This window comes from Paenibacillus apis (assembly GCF_018333295.1).
GTDB lineage: Bacteria > Bacillota > Bacilli > Paenibacillales > Paenibacillaceae > Fontibacillus > Fontibacillus antibioticophila.
In genome coordinates this window covers 83,010-98,433 of record NZ_BORS01000010.1, presented here as the reverse complement: position 1 = coordinate 98,433, position 15,424 = coordinate 83,010, and the positions used below count along the sequence as shown (strand labels likewise).

13 protein-coding genes are annotated in these 15,424 nt (G+C 50.6%); 10 read left to right on the top strand and 3 right to left on the bottom strand.

Translation table 11 applies throughout. From position 1 onward, the window contains the following. Positions 1–221: 221 nt before the first annotated feature. From KI362_RS15370 to KI362_RS15340, 7 genes are all read left to right on the top strand, one after another. Positions 222–1,973: an extracellular solute-binding protein gene (locus KI362_RS15370; RefSeq protein ID WP_044482306.1), complete on the top strand. Its 1,752-nt coding sequence runs from the start codon at positions 222–224 to the stop codon at positions 1,971–1,973. A gap of 119 nt (positions 1,974–2,092) precedes the next feature. Further along, positions 2,093–3,064, top strand: coding sequence for an ABC transporter permease (locus tag KI362_RS15365; RefSeq protein ID WP_044482305.1), 972 nt, complete (start codon positions 2,093–2,095; stop codon positions 3,062–3,064). A 14-nt stretch (positions 3,065–3,078) separates the two neighbouring features. Continuing rightward, on the top strand, positions 3,079–4,017 hold the full coding sequence (locus tag KI362_RS15360; protein ID WP_044482304.1) for a carbohydrate ABC transporter permease: 939 nt from the start codon (positions 3,079–3,081) through the stop codon (positions 4,015–4,017). A gap of 138 nt (positions 4,018–4,155) precedes the next feature. Continuing rightward, positions 4,156–5,919: a glycoside hydrolase family 2 protein gene (locus KI362_RS15355; RefSeq protein WP_301628338.1), complete on the top strand. Its 1,764-nt coding sequence runs from the start codon at positions 4,156–4,158 to the stop codon at positions 5,917–5,919. A 23-nt stretch (positions 5,920–5,942) separates the two neighbouring features. Then, positions 5,943–7,364 carry a family 43 glycosylhydrolase gene (locus tag KI362_RS15350; RefSeq protein WP_301628337.1) on the top strand — a complete coding sequence of 474 codons (1,422 nt, stop codon included), beginning with the start codon at positions 5,943–5,945 and terminating at the stop codon, positions 7,362–7,364. Between the two features lie 73 nt (positions 7,365–7,437). Continuing rightward, positions 7,438–8,289: an MBL fold metallo-hydrolase gene (locus KI362_RS15345; protein ID WP_301628336.1), complete on the top strand. Its 852-nt coding sequence runs from the start codon at positions 7,438–7,440 to the stop codon at positions 8,287–8,289. 80 nt (positions 8,290–8,369) lie between these two features. Next, the gene (locus KI362_RS15340; RefSeq protein ID WP_301628335.1) at positions 8,370–9,371 is read left to right on the top strand and encodes an aldose 1-epimerase; all 1,002 of its coding nucleotides are present in this window, start codon (positions 8,370–8,372) and stop codon (positions 9,369–9,371) included. Between the two features lie 96 nt (positions 9,372–9,467). Here the strand turns inward: KI362_RS15340 and KI362_RS15335 are convergent, their stop codons facing one another. Further along, entirely contained in the window at positions 9,468–9,662 is a 195-nt protein-coding gene (locus KI362_RS15335; protein WP_301628334.1) for a hypothetical protein, read from the bottom strand. Between KI362_RS15335 and KI362_RS15330 the strand changes: the two genes are divergently transcribed. Together KI362_RS15330 and hflX are read left to right on the top strand one after the other, a co-directional pair. Further along, a complete protein-coding gene (locus tag KI362_RS15330) occupies positions 9,661–9,924 on the top strand; it encodes a Crp/Fnr family transcriptional regulator (RefSeq protein WP_301628332.1) in 264 nt (87 codons plus the stop codon). The two genes, KI362_RS15335 and KI362_RS15330, sit on opposite strands and share 2 nt — an antisense overlap. Before the next feature lie 424 nt (positions 9,925–10,348). After that, entirely contained in the window at positions 10,349–11,629 is a 1,281-nt protein-coding gene (gene hflX / locus KI362_RS15325; protein WP_301628330.1) for a GTPase HflX, read from the top strand. 66 nt (positions 11,630–11,695) lie between these two features. On the opposite strand, the gene KI362_RS15320 is transcribed toward hflX, so the two are convergent. Next, a complete protein-coding gene (locus KI362_RS15320) occupies positions 11,696–13,264 on the bottom strand; it encodes a sensor histidine kinase (protein WP_301628328.1) in 1,569 nt (522 codons plus the stop codon). Continuing rightward, complete coding sequence (locus KI362_RS15315) at positions 13,261–13,947, bottom strand: response regulator transcription factor (RefSeq protein ID WP_301628326.1); 687 nt, start codon at positions 13,945–13,947, stop codon at positions 13,261–13,263. The genes KI362_RS15320 and KI362_RS15315 overlap by 4 nt, the downstream gene beginning before the upstream one ends. A gap of 514 nt (positions 13,948–14,461) precedes the next feature. Between KI362_RS15315 and KI362_RS15310 the strand changes: the two genes are divergently transcribed. After that, a complete protein-coding gene (locus KI362_RS15310) occupies positions 14,462–15,394 on the top strand; it encodes a manganese-dependent inorganic pyrophosphatase (protein ID WP_301628324.1) in 933 nt (310 codons plus the stop codon). Positions 15,395–15,424 lie beyond the last annotated feature (30 nt).

Genomic DNA, 15,424 nt, shown 5'->3' with positions numbered 1-15,424 from the left:
TTTTGTCATAGAACAAACCAAATATTAATTAAATAATCGCAATGAAAGCGTTGACATGGAGAAAGCTATGACTTATACTTTTAATAAAGATACAAAATAATTGTATTAAAACACATAATTAGTTTGTATCTAATAATTACAAACGGAAAAGGGGACATGGCTCTTGCAGGGCAGTATCAACTAGCTGTTGGATCTTGTGAGAAGAAAAAAGGAGGATGAAGATGAAGAAATTCACGAAACGTATGGTTAGCCTGACAGTAATTTCGGTGTTGTTGATGACAACGATTACTGCTTGCGGCGGAAGCGCTGATAACAATGCTTCGAAGGACAATGCTAGTAACAACTCTACAAATGTTACAGAGACGAACAAAGGCAATGAGACGACCTTTACAGACATCAGTGCCGATATCCGCGGCAATGCGAACCCTAGCGCGGAGCAAATCGAGCAGGTGAACTCAACGCTGAATGACACTTATCTGGGCGACATTTTCGATACAGTTATTCCGAGTGATTATTCCAATTACCCCTATAAAGGGGATGTAACGCTGGATGTATGGCTGCCAGCTAACAGCGATATTCCGGATCAAAATGCACATGGCGTTCAGAAGATGGTGGAGAAGATGACCGGAATCAAGGTAAACTTCATTACACCGCCGCTTGGACAAGAGGCTGACTCCTTTACTTTGATGATCTCCTCCGGCGATCTGCCTGATATCATCATCGATCCGGGCCGTTATCCGGGTGGTCTGGAAGCGGGCGTGAATGATGGCGCTTACCTGGATTTGACAGATCTGATGGAGAAGAATGCTCCGAACTACACAGCTTGGAGAAACTCTGACGATATGCGGAGAAAAACGACTGTAACGGACAGTGGGAGACTGCTAGGCTTCCACGGTATCGCTCCTTATTCGGAGTGGATGTGGTTCGGATTGCTGATCAAGCAGGAAGCGCTTGACAAGACAGGCATGGAAGTTCCGAATACGATCGACGAATGGTATGCCTTCCTCAAGAAATGTCAGGAAGTGGGCTATAAACATCCATTGAACTATGGCTCCAACTATGGTCAGATTTTCACCGGTATTCTTAATGGCGCCTATGGCGTATGGGACTGGACCTTCCTTGATGAGAATGGCAAGGTACAATGGGGCCCGGCACAACCGAAGGCCAAGGAATATCTGGCTACGATGCAAAAGTGGAACAAAGAAGGTCTGTTAAATCCTGACTGGGCGACAGCCGATTTCAACCAAAGAATGGCAAGTGCCGTTTCAAGCGATACTGCGGTTATGATGGATTCCCCGGACACGATGTGGAGCTATTGGAAGACACAGAACAATATTGATTTCGTTGGTGCCTTGAACCCGATTCTGAATCCTGGAGATCAATCGGCAACGACGTATAAAAACTTTATGAGAGTAGGAACATCAGCGGCGATTACTACACAGGCCAAAGATGTTGAAGCTGCAATGGCATGGCTTGACTTTGCCTTCTCGAAAAAGGGATGGGAAGTTTATAACTACGGCGAATACGGTACAGTGCATCTGATTGACGGAAATGGCAAGCCTTATTTCCCTGAAGACGGTTATATGTATAACGACCCTGATGGTCAGCCGATCTCGGTTGCGCTTAATAAATATCGTAGACATAGCTGGCCAAATATTCGCGACGAGCACAACTCTAACCCGAACATTGTGGCAAGAGGAAGCTATTCCGGTGACATTCGTCAATTTTGGACGGAAAAGATGGATAGCAGCCCGGCTATTCCTCCAATTACATTTACACAAGAAGAGGCCTCACGCGAAGCAGAACTGGGTAACCAGTTGTCTACGCTGCGCGGCGAATACTTCGCGAAGATTATCAAGGGAGAATTACCGGTTGAGAGCTATGATAAGTTCTTGACTGAAGCGAAGAAGATGGGGCTGGATGAGTTTCTTAGCCTCCACCAGGCAGCACTGGATCGTTACAACAACAGATAATACCAATTCAGCCTGAGATTTATGCATAGGACAATGACGAGGGGGATTCAGCGGCAGCTAATCGTCCCCTCGTCATCCTTGTATTCTGACTCGGGATAAGAAAAGTAGGTGATAGGGTAATGGAGATTACACCAAGCAACAATAACATTGACAAAATCGTCCCTGCTCGAAAGTCCAAAAACCTTAAGTATACCCTTCAAAAGGACTTCAAGAAGAACTGGTTTGCCTATCTGTTGGTTTTACCGGTTGTAGCCTGGTACCTCATTTTCTGCTATGGACCAATGTGGGGCGTTATGATCGCCTTTAAGGATTTCAAGCCATTGCTCGGCTTTGCCGAGAGTGATTGGGTGGGATTGAAGCATTTTGTCGATTTCTTTACCGGACCTTATTTCTGGCGGGTCGTTAAGAATACCTTGCTCTTGAACGTATGGGGCATTGTCTTCGGATTTACTGCACCAATTATTCTGGCACTCATGCTGAATGAAATACGTGACGGCAAGTTTAAAAAGACGGTTCAGACTATTACGTACATGCCTCACTTTATCTCCCTTGTCGTTGTAGCCGGTATTATTCATATTTTCACTGCCGATGAAGGGGTTATCACGCAAATTCTTCAATTGATCACAGGTAAAGAGTATACCTCATTGCTCGGGTATTCCTCTTTCTTTAGACCCATCTATACCTTCTCGGGAATCTGGCAAAGTATAGGCTGGAATAGTATTATCTATCTCGCTGCGATGAGCACCATCGATCCTGCACTTTACGAGGCTGCTGACATTGATGGTGTAGGGCGGATTAAGAAAATGTGGTATATTACCCTGCCGCAGATTGCTCCGACTATTGTCATTCTCTTTATCTTCGCGATCGGAGGACTCATGGCCTCTGGACATGAGAAGATCATTCTCCTCTATAACCCTCTGACTTACGATACAGCCGATGTTATTGCATCTTACGTGTATCGTCGTGGTCTGAGGGAAGCAAGCTTGAGCTTCTCGACGGCTGTAGGATTATTCAGTGCGGTTATCAACTTCGGACTTCTGTGGATTACCAACAAGGTTGCGAAGCGCACCTCAGAAGTTAGTCTTTGGTAGAAAGGAGTATGGCTATGTCGCAATTACAACAGGTTCGATTCAAGAAAAGCAAACTGAAGCCGGCCACCTTCGGAGACCGCGTGTTCGATGTCACGAATATCATCTTGCTGATTGCCTTGACGATCGCTTGCTTATATCCGTTGTTGCATATTTTGTTCGCTTCCGTAAGTGATCCGGTGCAGTTAGTGGCTCACAAAGGTGCGCTGATCAAGCCGTTAGGCTTCACGCTAGATGGATATAAGCTGGTCTTTAAGGATAGCAGCTTGCTTATCGGCTATAGAAATACAATCGTGTATGTGGGCCTGGGAACGCTCGTCAACATGGTGATGACGATCATGGGGGCATACGTGCTTTCCCGCCGTGATCTGTATTTCAAGAACTTCATTATGATCTTGATTACCATCACAATGTTTTTCGGCGGCGGCTTGATCCCGTGGTTCCTCATGATGAAGGACATCGGCCTTTACAACAATCTGTGGTCCATGATTTTGCCAACAGCGTTAAGTACGTGGAATATCATCATTATGAGAACAAGCTTCCAGGCTCTGCCGCTGGAGCTGGAAGAAGCGGCAACCATTGACGGAGCGAGTCAGGCGAACATTCTGATCCGAGTGATCTTGCCGCTCTCAAAGGCAACGCTGGCCGTTATCTTCTTGTACTATCTCGTAGGGAACTGGAACTCCTGGTTTAATGCGATGGTGCTGTTGAAGGACCGCAGCCTGTTCCCGCTGCAATTGCTCATGAAGGAAATTCTCGTTGCCAACGATGCAACAGCAACAACGATCGGCAGTGCCGGGGGTGTTGTGATCGATAGTGCGGAGAGCTCTACGGCCTTCCGTGAGCTGGTGAAATATTGTGCCATTGTCGTATCTACCTTGCCGATTCTGATGGTATATCCGTTCCTGCAGAAGTATTTTGTCAAGGGCGTATATGTCGGATCCATCAAAGGCTAATCTTGCTTCCTTATACTATCTATAATTCCCCCTTGTTTATATGCCCCCTCCTAAGTATTGGCGGGGGCTGTTTTTACACTGTCGGCCATAGAGCTTCCCAACGATAAGATATATAAAGATTAATAAAGGAGCACACATATGAAGTTATCGAATGCGAATTTTCCCCCGACGCAGCCTCGTCCCGAGCATCCCGCGCCCCATTGGGAACGGTCCGAGTGGCTTAACCTGAACGGTTCATGGCAGTTCGAGATGGATCATGGAAAGAGCGGAAAAGAACGGGGATATTTCAAAAAGGATCATCATCTTGCAGGAGAAATCACAGTGCCTTTCTGCCCCGAGAGCAAGCTGTCAGGTGTGGAGTATAAGGATTTTATGGCTGCTGTCTGGTATAGAAGAGGCTTTACAGTCCCTGAAGCCTGGACGGGCGGCAGAGTCCTTCTGCACTTCGGTGCAGTGGATTACGAGACAGAGGTTTGGATGAATGGCGTATCGGTGGGGACAAATCGCGGTGGCTATTCCTCCTTCAGCTTCGATATTACAGAGCAGCTTGCAGCCGGTGAGAATATCGTTACCGTTCTGGCCGAGGATGACGTCCGTTCTGGTCGTCAGCCGCGGGGGAAGCAGAGCGAAAGATTTTATTCCCACGGCTGCGACTATACACGAACCACTGGAATCTGGCAGACCGTCTGGTTGGAATTTGTGCCGGAGACCTATTTGTCTAATATGAAGCTAGTGGCTGACCCGGACAATGCCTGTGCTCATCTGGAGCTGGAGATCAAGGGCGGGAGCGCAGGGGCTGTAGTTACCGCGGCAGCTTCCTTTGAAGGAAAGGCTGTTGGCGAGGTCTCTGCAGCGGTTACGGGAACCTATGCCTTCCTGACGCTTCCTCTTTCGGAGGTTCATTTATGGGAGGTTGGCAACGGCCGCCTGTACAACCTTGAGCTGACCCTTCGTCATGATGGAGGATCAGAAGACAGAGTGAGTGCTTATTTCGGACTTCGGACGATAACGATTGATGGTATGGCCGTCCGCATTAACGGCAAATCGGTATTCCAGCGTCTGGTTCTGGACCAGGGCTTCTATCCGGACGGAATTTACACGGCTCCAAGTGATGATGACTTGCGGAAGGATATTGAGCTCTCGCTGGAGATGGGCTTTAATGGAGCCAGACTTCATGAGAAAATGTTTGAGCCGCGGTTCCTGTATTGGGCGGACCGGATGGGCTATCTCGTGTGGGGAGAACATGCCAACTGGGGTCTCGATATTACGACACCGGCGGGCCTCTCCTCTTTCCTGCCGGAATGGCTTGAAGGCATGCGGCGTGATTTCAACCATCCCGCATTGATTGGCTGGTGCCCGTTCAATGAAACATGGGATCGTAACGGTACGAAACAGGATAACGATGTATTGAAAATTGTATATGAAGTATCGAAGCAGATGGACCCGACCCGTCCGGTTATTGATACCAGCGGCAATTTCCACGTAGTAACAGATATTTTCGATATCCATGATTATGATCAAAATCCGGAAACCTTCAAGGCCAGATATGAACCGATGAAGCGGGACGGAGAGGTGTTCGTGACGTTTTCCGATCGACAGAAGTATAAAGGCCAGCCTTACTTCGTCAGCGAATACGGGGGCATTTGGTGGAACCCGGATCAAAAGGATGAGAAATCGTGGGGATACGGAGACCGGCCGAAATCCGAAGAGGAGTTCATCGAGCGCTATCGCGGCTTAACCGACACCTTGCTTGACCATCCGAAGATGTTTGGCTTCTGCTACACCCAGCTGTATGATGTCGAGCAGGAAGTGAACGGCCTGTACACCTATGCTCGCAAGGCGAAGTTCGACCCGGAAGTTATTCGCCAAATTAACTCACGAAAAGCAGCGATTGAGGATTAAACCGGAAAGGAGCGAGGCAGGGCATGAGAAGGCTTATCATCAGAAAAGCACTGCTGCCGGCGGTCTGCCTGTTTTTATTGATCCCGATCGGCTGCGGGAAGGTGGAGAAGATGGAAAACACGAATCTTTTTTTCAATATGATCATGCAGGATGGGGCTGACCCTTGGGTATATAAACATACGGACGGATTTTATTACTTCACGAAGACAACGGGAGATAACGTCACAGTCTGGAAATCCCCGAACTTGACTACGCTCGATACCGGTGCCAAAAAGGTAATCCCAACGGGCGGACACGGCATCTGGGCGCCTGAGCTGCATTATATCCGTGGGGCTTGGTACATTTATTACGCTATGGACGACGGGGACAACGTGAACCACCGGATGTATGTTATGGAGAACACCTCGGAGGACCCGACCCAGGGCTTCTGGAAGCAGAAGGGTCAGATTACAGACGAGACGAACCGCTGGGCAATTGACGGCACCGTGCTTCAGGTGGAGGATGAGCTTTATTTTATATGGTCCGGTTGGGAGGAAGACATTAATATCCGGCAAATTCTATACATTGCGCATATGAGCGATCCCTGGACGATCGATTCGGAACGGGTGGAAATTGCCAGACCGGTTCTGAGCTGGGAGACGAATCATTCCCCGAATGTCAACGAGGGACCGCAGGTGATTATTCGCAACGGAGTCATTAATCTTGTGTATTCGGCAAGCGGAAGCTGGACGAATGACTACTGCCTGGGGTTAATAACCGCAGAGGCGGGCAGCAACCTGCTTGATCCGGCCTCCTGGACGAAGCGGGATGAGCCGATCTTCAAGTCGGCTAACGGCATCCATGGACCGGGGCATCACTCCTTTACAACATCTCCTGACGGGTCGGAGGACTGGATCGTCTACCATACCGCTAAATATGACGGTGCCGGGTGGAACCGCGAGGTTCGGGCGCAGACCTTCACCTGGAATGAGGATAACACCCCTCATTTGGGCGAGCCTGTTAACCCGAATCAGCCGATCTCCCTGCCGGCAGGCGAACCTGCAAGAGTCCGCTTTGAAGCCGAGAAGGGGACCTTCGGCGGCGGAGCAGCTGCCTTGGAGAGCAGCACTGGCTCCGGGGGCGAGAAAGCAGGTCATTTCAGTGAGGAAGACAGCTATGTGGAGTTCAGTGTGAAAGTTGATCAAGAGGGTGAATATGCGCTACTGGCCAGAACAGCTAATGGCGCAATGGATGGAAAGACCTCTCACTTCTTGCTGAGCGTGAATGAAGGCAGGGCAAATGAGCTGTATGTTGTTCACAAAGCGTGGGAAAATTGGGGACTATCTACAGCAAAGGTACAATTGCAGGCCGGCGACAACCTGATTCGATTTGCAAAAGGAACTGGAGAAGCAGAGCTTGATTTCTTCGATTTGAGACCGTTGTTCTTCTCTGGGACAACCAAGTAGGAAGCGAAGGCCCGAAAGGGCCTTCTTCACTAACAGCAGTAACTGTTACAATAGGCATGAAGGGAGGATGAAGATGAAATCTGCAAGAAAAGGAACAGCATTAATCCAGGAGGTGCGCAGCACCGAGGTTCCGTACGGCACCTTGGCGATCTGGTTCCTGGGTCAGGAGAGTGTGATCATTAAGGGAGATGGGATTACGGTATACATCGATCCTTATGTCTCCGACTTCTTGGACCGGAACGGTCCTGTCCGCTCCTACCCGGCTCCGATCATTCCCGAGGACATCACCGGGGCTGACCTGTGCCTGATCACCCATGAGCATGATGATCATATGGATGAGGGGACGTTGACGGTATTCCATGCCCAGAATAAGGAGGCTCCGATTATAGCGCCTGCGTGCTGCCGGCAAGAATTGCTTCGGATGGGTGTAGAAGGCACCAGTATCCTGACGGCGGATGCTAGGGAAGCAAGGGAGCTGTTCTCCAAGCTGCGCCTGACTGTCATTCCGGCAGCACACGAAGAGCTTGAGCAGGATGAGAATGGATATGAACGCAGCGTTGGTTATGTGCTGGAGTTGAATGGAGTAACACTCTATCATGCCGGCGACACCGTGATCTATCCCGGACTGGCGGAGCGGCTTGCCGAGATTGCTCCCGACGTGGCGTTGCTGCCGATTAACGGGCGCGATTATTTCCGCAGAGAAAAAGGAATCATCGGCAATATGAACTACCGTGAGGCCGCAGAATTAGCGGTTCGAATCGGCGCGGAGACCGTGATTCCGCTGCATTATGATGTTTTTGCCGGAAACAGCGAGAAGCCGGGTTATTTTGTTGATTATTTGTACGAGCACTATCCCGAGCAGAAATGCCATGTGATGGCGCGCGGCGAACGTTTTGTTTACGTGTCTGCCCGTGCATTCGTGTAAGAACACTTTACACGTTGCCCCCAGTGCATAATCATTAGTTCAACTTATATAGAATCGAAGAAGATAAAGGAGAGGTGCATATGTGTGCATTGGAATTGAAGGCTTACGAGGGACAGTATCAAGGTGAGATAGCCATTTGGCTGAAGGCGGGAAACTACGAGGCCGCCCTGCTGCCCGAAATCGGCGGGAACCTGATCGCATTCCGTGATATCGAGCGGGGACTTAAATTGCTGCATGAACCGACTGCCGAGGAGATGGAATCGTTCAAGGCCAGACCGATGGTTCATGGCATTCCGGTACTGTTCCCTCCCAATCGCTATGAGGACGGCAAATTCCCATGGAACGGGAAGGTTCATCAGTTTCCGGTAAATGAGAGTGCAACCGGCAACCATCTGCACGGCTTTCTGTATAACATTCCTTGGCAGGTAGAGGATTACGGAACTACAGGAACGGAAAGCTACGTATCGGTAACCATTTCCGTGGATGAACGGCATGAATCCTATCAATACTTTCCCTACAAATACAAGATCCGGCTCCGTTACAGTCTGGGAGAGCAGGGGCTTTCACAGCAAGTCCTGGTGCTGAATACCGGAGAGGAGGCGATGCCTTGCCTGCTCGCTTTCCATACCTCGGTCAATGCGCCGTTCGCGGAGGGAAGCGCGGCTAAGGATTATCGTCTGAAGCTGACGATCGGGGACCGTTGGGAGCTGAATGAACGGATGCTGCCAACGGGCAAATTCCAGCCGCTTACGGAGCAGGAACAGCTGATGAAGGGCGAAGGCGTCTATCCATTCTTCGAAAGCATGGATAATCATTATACGGCTGCGGCACAGAACGGAAGAAGCCGGATGGAGCTCACCGACCAGAGCCGCGGGCTGACACTGGTCTATGATGCAGGCACCTCGTACAAGCAATGGATGATCTGGAACAACGGGGCCCGTGAAGGCTTCTTCTGTCCGGAGCCGCAGATCAATCTGGTGAATGCTCCGAACACGGGCCTGGCAGCAGATGAGATCGGCTTGTTCGGGCTTGAGCCCGGCGAGATCTGGGAGGAGAGCAGCCGACTCTATCTCCGTAAATAGCTAAATTAGGATACAACATTTCCTCTAATGATGAAGGCAAGGCTCGCTAAGGATTATATGCAGGCTTTATCTTGATCAGGGAGGGTTCTGATTGTATCAGGCCAGGCAGGGCTGCTTCAGAATATCGCCACGCACCTTCATTAAATCGAGGTCCTTGAGCGAACACTCCCTTTGGGGCGAGTCCAGGGAAATGCGCTGGGTAATGGTATGGGATTTTGCCGAGAGGATCACAATTTCGTTGCCCAGCAGCAAGGCCTCGTCAATATCATGCGTTAAGAATAACCGTTCCATGTATCATAAGCTGGACATCGTCTCTCACAAATCGCTGCGGGATCGAATCTTGCATTACCTCAGTCTGCAAGCCAGGAAGAGCAATGCTCTAGCCTTTGACATTCCATTCTCCGGCAGCGATCTGGCGGATTACCTGAACGTGGACCGCAGCGCGTTATCCCGGGAATTGCAGCGTATGGCGGAGGATGGACTAATTCGTTTTACCAAAAATCACTTTGAATTGCTGGATACGGATGGGGGTCTTGCTATACTCGATTTCTAGAAGAAGCTTAGAGAAGGAGCTATTATCGAAGTTTAAGGCACGCAAATTGTCAGGCGAACCGCTTTATGTTAGAGTAGAACTATCTTAAGCGAACGGAGGGTTCCTCGTGATTAATATTAAATTCCGTTTTTCCACTTTGCGCGGCTAATTGAATAGTGCTCAAAGGCTCTGCACCTGTGCAGGGCAAACGGGATTGGTATGCTATGACGAAGGGACTCATCTTTTGAATAGAATATGCCGACTAAAGGAGAAACCGCCGGGAGCGCGCATTATTTGCCGCGGACCATGGCCTTCTCACCTTTAGTTTCGTTTGTTCCGACACAGGCTGCTGCCTGTGTTTTTTGTTATGCAGGGCACATTCCCGCGCGATTGAACATGACCGTAATGGTTAAACCTATTCATGAACGCTAGGGAGGAATATGATATGGAACAATTAAAACAAAATGCCGTTTTGGTCGGCGTGAACCTGAATCATCAGAAGGATTTTGAATACTCCATGGAGGAGCTTGCTAATCTGGCTGAAGCCTGTGACATTGAGGTCGTGGCGACGCTCGCCCAGAACCTGCTCAAGATTAACTCATCCCACTATATCGGCACCGGGAAAATAGAAGAGGTTCGAGCACTCCTGGAAGCCAATGACGGGAATCTCGTTATTTTTAACGATGAGTTGTCTCCTTCACAGATTCGAAATCTGGAGGCCGATCTGGACTGCAAAATTATTGACCGAACCGTGCTCATTCTCGACATTTTCGATCAGCGGGCGCGGACACGCGAGGCGCAGCTTCAGGTAGAGGTTGCCCATCTGAAGTATATGCTGCCGCGCCTCGTCGGGATGCGGGAATCACTTGGCCGTCAAGGCGGCGGTGTAGGCACCAAAAACCGCGGCGCCGGAGAGACAAAGCTGGAGCTGGACCGCCGGCGGATCGAAGAGAAGATTACAGCGTTAAGCCGGGAGCTGGAGACGCTGACACTGCATCGGCAGACGCAACGGAAGCAGCGCAAGAAGAACGACTTTCCTGTGGTCTCTTTGGTCGGTTACACCAATGCAGGCAAATCCACGATAATGAATGCGATGCTGGAGCGGTTTAATCCGGAGCAGGAGAAGCAGGTCCTGGAGAAGGATATGCTGTTCGCTACGCTGGAGACCTCGGTCCGCAGTATTCCGCTTGAGGATAACAAGACTTTTCTGCTCACCGATACGGTCGGCTTTGTCAGCAAGCTGCCCCATCATCTGATCAAGGCGTTCCGGTCTACCCTGGAGGAAGTGGCGGAGGCGGATTTGCTGATCCATGTCGTGGATTACGCCAACCCGGAGTATGAGCGTATGATCGATATTACGAACAGGACACTGGAGGACATCGGCATCAAGGATATCCCCGTTATCTATGCCTATAACAAAGCAGACCTGACCGAGCAGGCGATCCCCGAAACGCTGGACAATCGGATCTACCTCTCGGCCAAACGCCGGATCGGCATTGATGAGCTGGCGGGCTTGATCTCCCGGCAAGTCTTCAAGGATTACATCCGTTGCGACATGCTGATTCCTTATGATCAAGGCGCTGTCGTCTCTTATCTGAATGAGCATGCGAATATTCTGGATACGAGCTATGAAGAGGAAGGCACGCGGCTTGCCCTGGAATGCAGACAGAGTGATTATGGCAAATACGAGCATTATGTCGTGGAGCCAATTGAGATTGAAGCGTAACATCTGCTAACAACAGACAGGGCCAGCCCAGTGCCTCCGAAGTGGAGGAACGGGCTGGCCCTGTTATTAATGGGAGGGAGCGTCCGCCGCCAGGATAGGCAGCTTCACGATGAATGCCGCACCATCACCCGGCGTGCTGTCGACCTCGATCTGTCCGCCATGGACCTCAACAATCGATTGAGTGATCGCAAGCCCCAGGCCTGCCCCGCCCTGACGGTTGCGGACCCGGGAGACCTCGCTTCTGTAGAAGCGTTCGAACACATGGGGGAGATGCTCCGGTGTAATCCCCGGACCGTTGTCCTTCACCCGGAGTTCGGCCCAGTTGCCTGCAAGGACAGACAGGGAAATATGAATGGTTCCCAGCCCGGGGTCTGTGTGCTGTACCGCATTGTGGAACAGATTCAGAATCACCTGCTTGATTCCGTCGCGATCCGTCATAGCCCGGATATGCGGAGCCAGAGAGAAGATGACCTTCCGTTCTCCGGCCAGCATCCGCAGCTGCGGCTCCATCTCTTCAATCAATGTATCCAGCGAAGTCTCGGATCTGCTGACAGCAGGAGTTCGGTCCAGCTTCGCAAGGATCAGCAAATCCTCGACCAGCTTCTTCATCCGCTTGGCTTCGCCAAGCATGCTTCCAAGCGCCGCATTCAGCTGTTCCGGTTTCTCGGCAGCACCGCGCAGCAGCACCTCAAGGAAGCCGTGAATCGAAGTGAGCGGTGTCCGCAGCTCATGGGAGGCATCCGCAATAAACCGCTGCATATGCTCCCTGGCCTCCCGCTCATTTTCAAAGGAAGCCTCCAGCCGCTCCAGCATCCCGTTGAACGATTCCGCTAACCGGTCGATCTCGCTCTGCCCGAGAGAGGTATCAAAGCGGCGGTCCAGCTTGCCGGCATCCAGCTCTTCAACCGTCTTCACCATCTGATTCAGCGGAGTCAAGGTTTTGCGTAGAATCGACAGATAGAGCATCAGCCCGGCACCGAGCGCGATGAGAGACAGACTGATGAAGATGGTCAGCTGCCGCCAGGCAATAGCCTTCAACGGCGCTGTAGAGATACCCATCTGAATCAACAGATCCCAGCCTCGCGGCCCGTCGGCAGGACGGAACACAAGAAGCTGCTCAGTTCCATTTTGATCATGCGCGATTTGATAAGCCCGTATATTTCGGGTGTCCCATTCCTTCCGGATCTTGCTGTATTGTTCCGATGTCAGCTGCGGGGCGGGAAGCCCGGATTCGTTGAAGGAGGGGTTAATCAGTTCGTTCTCTGCATTGATCAATGCAATCGAGGTGTCCGGCAGAAATAAGAACGGCCTCCGCTCCCCGGCCTCGGACGTATCGTAAGGAGGCGATGCAGAGGGCGGCACAAGCGCCGTACCTGGCTCATTCTTGAACCGGTTCCGGAAAATCCAGCTGTTCTCTCCCAAGAGCTCCTTCGGAAGGCCGCGGATCTGCGATTGCAATGTCTCAGCCTGGTTACTGTACAGGAAATTTTTCATGACAATAAATTGCACGGTACCGATAAGCAGAAGCAGGACAGCAAGAATAATGAGTGATCTGGATAGTAACTGGGTTCGTAAAGAAGCGGGGGAAAAGCTGTCCCGAAGCCTTCCGGACCACCGACGGATGCCGGGCTTCATGGAAGGTCTACGCGGTACCCCGCGCCTCTGAGTGTCCGGATCAACCGATGCTCCCTATCGTTCAGCTTCTCGCGCAAGGAACGGATGTAGACCTCAACAATATTTTCCTCGCCGCCAAAATCATATCCCCAGACCTGCTCCAGAATTTTGCTCTTGCTGAGAACAATGCCGTGATTGATGACAAGATATTTCAAAAGCTCATACTCTGTTGGGGACAGTTCGAGCACGGCCTCGTTATACTGAATCTCCTTCCGCCGGTCATCGAGCTTAAAGGGCCCGAAGCTGACTTCTCCGAACAAGGCGGGGAACTGATTGCGAAGGCGCGCTCCGATTCGGGCCAACAGCTCCTCAAAGCTGAACGGCTTCACTACATAATCATCCGCACCGGTCGTAAGGCCCTTTACCCGATCCTCCACCTCGTCTTTGGCGGTTAGCATAATGATCGCAACATTGTGGAGCGTCTTCTTCAGGAGCCGGCAGACCTCCCAGCCGTCCATCCCGGGCATCATCACATCAAGGATAACGACATGAGGCTGGTATTCAACAGCCAGATTCACCGCAGTCATGCCATCGGAGGCAGTCCGAATGTCAAAGCCTTCATTCACAAGTCCGAGCTCAAGAAACTGGGTAATATGCGCCTCGTCATCGACGAGCATTATTTTGACACCCTTGATGTTTTTCATGTTACTAGCCTCCAGTGCAGCGCAAACTATAATTACTTTTAGAGGTCGTTCAAAAAGCCATCTTTTGATCACGAAGAATTTCAAGGGAGTGATTCGACATCGAATCTTGCGTTCACCCTCGAAGTCCGAGCGGATGCTTACGAGGTATGCTTCCTTTGGAAGCATTTCGCTCATGTAGGTTTTGCCTACACTCCGTTCCTCCTTCTTCAGGTTCTCGCAACCTTCTCGGTGCTGAAAACCTGACTTTTTGAACTCGTACTTCTATTGTGCCCGATATCGCTGAACATCCGCTGAATGCCGCCTGAGCAGGAACTGAAACTCTTATCGAGGTTGTTCAGAAGGTCATCTTTTGAACACGCACTCATAGCCGAACTCCTGCGGCAGCACGGATTACTTAGATGGTACATGGTTTATCCGGTGCTGTAAATTCATTTCGCTCAGGGGACAGGTCTTGATTGTAAATCTGGTTGTGAGCTATACTTTTCTAAGCGAAATCATAAAGGAGAGTAATCGAATGGAAAAAGTATTGATTTTCGGACACAAGAACCCGGACACGGATACCATCTGTTCTGCTATTGCCTACGCGGACCTGAAAAAGAAGCTCGGCTGGGATGCTGAAGCTGTGGCTCTCGGCGCACCGAACGGCGAGACTCAATTTGCGCTGGACAAGTTCGGCTTCCAGGCGCCGCGCGTTATTGAATCGGCTTCAGATGAAGTGAAGAAGGTGATTCTGGTCGACCATAACGAACGTCAGCAAAGCGTCTCCGATATTGAGAAGCTTACCGTAGTCGAGGTTATCGACCATCATCGTATCGCGAATTTCGAGACCAGCGGACCTCTGTACTATCGTGCCGAGCCCGTAGGCTGCACCGCGACGATTCTGAACAAGCTGTACAAGGAAAACGGAATTTCCGTTCCTGCGAATATTGCCGGACTGATGCTATCTGCGATTATCTCCGATTCCCTGCTGTTCAAATCCCCAACCTGCACCGAGCAGGATGTAGCTGCTGCCCGCGAGCTTGCTGAAATCGCAGGGGTAAATGCGGAGGAATACGGACTGGATATGCTGAAGGCAGGTGCCGATCTCAGCGATAAGACGATCGAGCAGCTCATTTCGCTGGATGCGAAGGAATTTGATATGGGCGGCTCCAAAGTGGAGATCGCGCAGGTTAATGCGGTAGACGTTCAAGATGTTCTCTCGCGCCAGGCCGAGCTTGAGGCGGCTTTGAATGCAATCGTGGACCGCAAGGGACTGGATTTGTTCCTGTTCGTTGTGACAGACATTCTGAACAATGATTCTGTAGGGCTTGCACTTGGAAAAGCAGCTGATGCTGTTGAGGCAGCCTATCAGGTGAAGCTGGAGAACAACACCGCCGTGCTGAAGGGCGTTGTATCCCGCAAATCTCAAATCGTTCCTGTTCTTACCGATATTTTCAATCAACGTTGATCGGTATAAGTTGGTTCAACTCATATAAAA

Coding starts and splice junctions, on each gene's coding strand:
- KI362_RS15370 (WP_044482306.1), top strand. CDS start 222: ATGAAGAAATTCACGAAACGTATGGTTAGCCTGACAGTAATTTCGGTG.
- KI362_RS15365 (WP_044482305.1), top strand. CDS start 2,093: ATGGAGATTACACCAAGCAACAATAACATTGACAAAATCGTCCCTGCT.
- KI362_RS15360 (WP_044482304.1), top strand. CDS start 3,079: ATGTCGCAATTACAACAGGTTCGATTCAAGAAAAGCAAACTGAAGCCG.
- KI362_RS15355 (WP_301628338.1), top strand. CDS start 4,156: ATGAAGTTATCGAATGCGAATTTTCCCCCGACGCAGCCTCGTCCCGAG.
- KI362_RS15350 (WP_301628337.1), top strand. CDS start 5,943: ATGAGAAGGCTTATCATCAGAAAAGCACTGCTGCCGGCGGTCTGCCTG.
- KI362_RS15345 (WP_301628336.1), top strand. CDS start 7,438: ATGAAATCTGCAAGAAAAGGAACAGCATTAATCCAGGAGGTGCGCAGC.
- KI362_RS15340 (WP_301628335.1), top strand. CDS start 8,370: ATGTGTGCATTGGAATTGAAGGCTTACGAGGGACAGTATCAAGGTGAG.
- KI362_RS15330 (WP_301628332.1), top strand. CDS start 9,661: ATGTATCATAAGCTGGACATCGTCTCTCACAAATCGCTGCGGGATCGA.
- KI362_RS15335 (WP_301628334.1), bottom strand. CDS start 9,662: ATGGAACGGTTATTCTTAACGCATGATATTGACGAGGCCTTGCTGCTG.
- hflX (WP_301628330.1), top strand. CDS start 10,349: ATGGAACAATTAAAACAAAATGCCGTTTTGGTCGGCGTGAACCTGAAT.
- KI362_RS15320 (WP_301628328.1), bottom strand. CDS start 13,264: ATGAAGCCCGGCATCCGTCGGTGGTCCGGAAGGCTTCGGGACAGCTTT.
- KI362_RS15315 (WP_301628326.1), bottom strand. CDS start 13,947: ATGAAAAACATCAAGGGTGTCAAAATAATGCTCGTCGATGACGAGGCG.
- KI362_RS15310 (WP_301628324.1), top strand. CDS start 14,462: ATGGAAAAAGTATTGATTTTCGGACACAAGAACCCGGACACGGATACC.